Below are 5518 nucleotides of genomic sequence, written 5' to 3'. Positions count from 1 at the left end.
ACATCAGGGCCGCCGGCGCCTGGCTTGCCGGCTTTGCCGCGCTGCTTCCGGCGGCAGGTGCGGCCGACGCTTCACGCAGCCGGCGCTCGAGGTCGGCGCGGGTCTTGCCGCATGCATCGAGTTCGCCGGTCAGGCGGTCGCCGTCGGTGCGCAGCCTGTCGCGTTCGCTGCGTGTACGGTCGAGGTCGCCGCGCAAGCTGTCGAGTTCACCGCGCAGGCGCCCCCAAAGGAACCAGCCGACCAACACGCCTATCAGGAACGCCAGGACCACGTAGAAAAAAGTGCCCATTGTCTCTCTCCAGTCAGATCCGTCTGCCGTGGGTCATGACCTTCGGCGAAGGACTACTCTTGGTGGTTCCGCGGTAAGCAGAACAGCCGGCTTCGGTTCGAGCTGCGGCGATCGGCTTTGCTTGCCCATGGCCAACGGCCGTTGTCGCGTTCGCCTGAGCGACACGGCCGGCTGAGATTTCTCCTCGCCGATCCGCATGCGCTCCGGCTGAGCTTGGAGCGAAGGCTATCATAGAGCTTGTGGAAAGCTATCGGAAAACTTCGGTGGAGAGTACTTCAAGAACAGATATTTAGGGTGATAGTAGATCTGTCCCAACATGCATTCCGGCTAAACTGTTAGAGCGATGCCTGAGGGACGCGTTTCAAGCGTCGAGCGCTTCCAGCTCGTCGATCAGGCCGCTGATGACGCCAAGTCCGATCTGCCAGAAGGCGGGATCGGTGGCGTCGAGCCCGAAGGGCGCCAGAAGCTCGGAATGATGTTTGGTGCCGCCGGCGCGCAGCATTTCGAAATACTTGTCCTGAAAGCCGCGCTCGGCGTTCTGGTAGACCGCGTAGAGCGAGTTCACCAGGCAGTCGCCGAAAGCATAGGCATAGACATAGAAGGGTGAATGGATGAAGTGCGGGATGTAGGTCCAGAACACCTCGTAGCCTTCGCGCAGCTTGATAGCGGGACCCAGACTTTCGGCCTGCACTTCGAGCCAGAACTGACCGAGCCTGTCGGAGGTCAGTTCGCCGTTCTTGCGTTCGGCATGCACCTTGCGCTCGAATTCATAGAAGGCAATCTGGCGCACGACCGTGTTGATCATGTCCTCGACCTTCTGGGCGAGCATGGCCTTGCGCTCGCGCCGGTCGGTGGTCTGGTCGAGCAGCGAGCGGAAGGTCAGCATCTCGCCGAAGACCGATGCCGTCTCGGCCAGCGTCAGCGGCGTCGAGGCCATCAGTGCGCCCTGGCCGCCGGCCAGCACCTGATGCACCCCATGGCCAAGCTCGTGCGCCAGCGTCATCACATCGCGCGGCTTGCCCATGTAGTTGAGCAGGACATAGGGATGCGCCGACGGCACGGTCGGATGCGCGAAGGCGCCAGGCGACTTGCCGGGCCGGGCCGGCGCGTCGATCCAGTTGCGGTCGAAGAAGGTTCGCGCGATCTCGGCCATGTCGGGCGAAAAGCGCTGATAGGCGGACAGCACGGTGTTCCTGGCCTCCTCCCAGCCGATGATCGCCTGGGGCGTATCCGGCAACGGCGCGTTGCGGTCCCAGTGGTTCATCACCTCCATGCCGAGCCAGCGTGCCTTCATCGCGTAATAGCGGTGCGACAGGCGCGGATAGGCATCGCGAACGGCGGAAGCCAGGGCGTCCACCACGCTGCGCTCGACGCGGTTGGCGAGATGGCGTGAATCGGCGATGTCCTCGAAGCCGCGCCAGCGGTCGGATATCTCCTTGTCCTTGGCCAGCGTGTTGGTGATCAGCGTGAAGGTGCGCAAATTTTTGCGGAAGGTCGTGGCCAGCGCCTCGGACGCCCGGCGGCGCACCTCGCCGTCGGCGTCCTGCAAACGGTTCAGCGCCGGCTCCAGCGTCAGTTCCTCGCCGTCGATGTCGAAGCGAAGGTCGGTCATCGTCTCGTCGAACAGGCGGTTCCAGGCGCCGCGCCCGGTGATCGACTTTTCGTGGAAGAGTTGCTCGACGCGGTCCTCAAGCTGGTAGGGCTTGTCCTTGCGCAGATCGAGCACCCACGGCCGGTAGTGACCGAAGGCGGGATCGCCGGCGAGCGCGCCTTCGATCGACGCATCGTCGATCAGGTTGAGTTCGAGCGCGAAGAACAGAAGGTGCGCGCTGGCGTCGGTCATCTTCTCCTGGACGTCACCATAGAGCTTGGCGCGCTGGGGATCAGCGGTGTTTCCGGCATAAACCAGACCCGCATAGGAGACGATGCGGCCGATCAGTTCCTCCAGCGCTTCGTAGGCGACGAGCGCCTCGCCCAGCCTGCCGGCGCTGCCGCGCTCGGCCTCGGCGGCCAGCGTGCCCTTCCAGCGGCTTTCGAAGCTGACCGCGTCAGTGGCGGCCTTGGCGATGTCGCGCTTCAGTTCTGGCGCGTCCATGCCGGCATAGAGGTCGGCAAGGTTCCATTCCGGCAGGTCGCCCAGCTCGGCCGCGCCCTGACCGGACGCCGGCGCCGCCAGCCGCCGTGCGGAACCCATGTGCCCAGAATCCTTATGCATTGCCGACACCTTCCGTGGCCAAGGTTCAAGGAGAAACGAGAAGCCGGTCAAATCCTAAGGAATTCATTCACCGGGTTTTTTGAAACCTTATTTAGAACCCTGTGCCAAGATGGTCCACAGGGCAGGATTCCTCGGGCGGGCATAGTCGTATTAGTCATGACAGGTTCCATACTCATAGTCGATGACGATCCGGTGCAACGCCGGCTGCTCGAAGCGGCGGTGACGCGGTTCGGCTACAGCGCAATCGTCGTCGACGGCGGCGCGGCCGCCTTCGATATCCTCGATGGACCCGGCGCCCGCGAGGTGTCGGTGGTCATCCTCGATCTGGTCATGCCCGGTCTCGATGGTATCGGCGTGCTGAAGGCGATGCGCGAGCGCGACATCAACGTGCCGGCCATCGTGCAGACCGCGCAGGGCGGCATCGAGACCGTGGTTTCGGCGATGCGTCATGGCGCCTTCGATTTCGTCGTCAAGCCGGCGTCTCCCGACAGGCTGCAGGCGTCGATCGGCAATGCGCTCAAGGTCGAGGCCGTCGAGGGCGAGGTCAAGCGCACGTCGCGCCGGCGCGGCGGCCTCCTGACCTTCAAGGACATGATTACGCACAGCCCGGCCATGGACAGGGTGATCCGTCTTGGCCAGAAAGCGGCGGCATCCAACATCCCGATCCTGATCGAGGGCGAGTCCGGCGTCGGCAAGGAACTGGTGGCGCGCGCCATCCAGGGCAGTGGCGACCGCCGCTCGAAACCCTTCGTCACCGTCAATTGCGGCGCCATCCCCGACAATCTGGTCGAATCGATCCTGTTCGGCCATGAGAAGGGCTCGTTCACCGGCGCCACCGACAAGCACACGGGCAAGTTCGTCGAAGCGCATTCGGGCACACTGTTCCTCGACGAGATCGGCGACCTGCCGCTCGACGTGCAAGTCAAGCTGTTACGCGCGGTCCAGGACGGCGAGGTCGATCCGGTGGGTGGGCGCTCGACCGTCAGGGTCGACATCAGGCTGATTTCGGCGACGCACCGCAACCTCCTGCAGCAGGTCAAGGACGGCAAGTTCCGCGAGGATCTGTTCTATCGGCTGAACGTCTACCCGATCTTCGTGCCGCCGCTGCGCGACCGCCGCGACGACATCCCCTATCTGGTCACCCATTTCATGGAGAAGGTGGCGCCGGCCGACCCGCACCGTCGCCTGCAGGGTATTTCGGCGGCAGCGCTCGCCGTGCTGCAGGCCTATGACTGGCCTGGAAACATCCGGCAGCTCGAAAATGCCGTCTTCCGGGCCTCGGTGCTTTGCGAAGGCGATGTGCTTTCCGCCGAGGACTTCCCGCAGATACGGGCGCAAGTGGAAGGCACCGTCAACCTGGATATGGACGGCGATGCGCCGGCGCCCTCCCAGTCTTTGCAGGAGCGCGATGACGAAGCCTTGCCCGGCGAGGGCGGCCCAGCAATCGCGTTCGATCCGCCGGCAAGGCTGCAGCCTCGCTTCGGCACGTTGCGGGCGCTCGACGAGCGCGGCAATGTGCGGGCACTGGCCGATGTCGAACTCGAGATGATCAAGCTTGCCATCGATCACTACAACGGACAGATGAGCGAAGTCGCCCGCCGACTCGGGATCGGTCGCTCGACGCTCTATCGCAAGCTCAAGGAACACGGCATCGATCCGGAGACGGGCCGCGTAGACCGGCTCGCCTCCTAAGGGCGATGCCGGGCTGAGCTTCGGAATCCGGCTTGCCACAAGGCCGACGCCAGCTTGCAATGCCACAGCAGGCCTTGTATCGCCGTTTCGGCGGCATTGTGGCTGTGTCATGGACAGCTCTGTTCACGCATTAAAGCTAACGGTAACAGATCGTGTTCGGGCCGAAGGCGGAAATCTGATCTAAACCAGCGGTTTACCAAGAAACCTTGTGAACAATTTTTGACGGGATATCGCCACGGTGTTACCGCATTTCGGCTTCAATAAGCGATGATTAACCATTAGGATCGATATTCGGGTGTGCTAATGCCACATCCGTTTGGACAAATCCGGGGACAAACGGCAGCCTGCAAGGCCTTTTGATTTGAACAGAATCGAACGACACACAAACAGGCGGCACCATCATTTGAGCATCTGGCCGAAGTGGCTGGCAGTGTTGGTTGTCGCTTTTGGTTTTGTTGCCGCGGCTGCGAGCGGAGCCAGCGCCGAAACACGGTCGCTGAAGCTTTATCATCTCCACACCCACGAGAAGGCCGAGATCGTCTACAAGCGCAACGGCCGCTACGTTCCCGAGGGTCTCAGGAAGATCAACATCATTTTGCGCGACTGGCGTCGCAACGAGCCGACCAAGATGGATCCGCGCCTGCTGGATCTGGTCTGGGAAGCGTATCGGGAAGCCGGCGCCACGGACTACATCCAGGTCATCTGCGGCTATCGCTCGCCGTCGACGAACTCGATGCTGCGCGGCCGCAGCAGGGGCGTCGCCGAGAAGAGCCAGCACATGCTCGGCAAGGCGATGGATTTCTATATTCCCGGCGTGCCGCTTAAGAAGCTGCGCAACATCGGTCTCAAGATGCAGGGCGGCGGCGTCGGCTACTATCCGTCATCCGGTTCGCCGTTCGTCCACATGGATATCGGCAATGTGCGCCATTGGCCCGGTATCAGCCGGCAGGAACTGGTCAGCCTGTTCCCCAATGGCAAGACGCTGCATGTGCCGAGCGACGGCAGGCCGCTGCCCGGCTTTGAGCAGGCGCTCGCCTCCTACAAGGCGCGCAAGGGTTCAGGCTCGCCGGCCATCGAGATGGCCAGCGCCGGCGGCAGCGGCAAGAAGTCAGGTGGCTTCCTGTCGGCATTCTTCGGCGGCGGCGACGACGAGGCCGAAGACAGCGCCGATGTCCAGACCGCTTCGGCGGCCCCCCCGCCCAAGGCGAGAAACCTGAAGCCGGCAGCAGCAGCCAAGACCAGCAACCTCCCGGGCATTGCCATCGTGGCGCCGGAGAATGCGCGGCGCGCCGAGATTCCGCAGGTGGCCGAGCAGCAGGCTC

At 63.3% G+C, this 5518-nt stretch carries 3 protein-coding genes and 1 pseudogene; 2 read left to right on the top strand and 2 right to left on the bottom strand.

Annotated features, from left to right (window positions below):
* Positions 1-289 (bottom strand): annotated as a pseudogene (locus EN893_RS16530) (proton-conducting membrane transporter); the annotation flags it as partial.
* A 361-nt stretch (positions 290-650) separates the two neighbouring features.
* Complete coding sequence (locus tag EN893_RS16525; RefSeq protein ID WP_127272612.1) at positions 651-2483, bottom strand: M3 family oligoendopeptidase; 1833 nt, start codon at positions 2481-2483, stop codon at positions 651-653.
* Positions 2484-2660: 177 nt separating this feature from the next.
* Here EN893_RS16525 and EN893_RS16520 point away from each other — a divergent pair, with 177 nt between their 5' ends.
* The gene (locus EN893_RS16520; protein WP_127270839.1) at positions 2661-4196 is read left to right on the top strand and encodes a sigma-54 dependent transcriptional regulator; all 1536 of its coding nucleotides are present in this window, start codon (positions 2661-2663) and stop codon (positions 4194-4196) included.
* Positions 4197-4599: 403 nt separating this feature from the next.
* The coding region (locus tag EN893_RS16515; protein ID WP_128361650.1) for a DUF882 domain-containing protein at positions 4600-5518 on the top strand (919 nt) is incomplete at its 3' end.

It is taken from the genome of Mesorhizobium sp. M7A.F.Ca.CA.004.04.2.1 (assembly GCF_004022825.1).
GTDB lineage: Bacteria > Pseudomonadota > Alphaproteobacteria > Rhizobiales > Rhizobiaceae > Mesorhizobium.
Note: the sequence above shows the minus strand (reverse complement) of the source record. Positions and strands in the feature narration are given on the sequence as shown.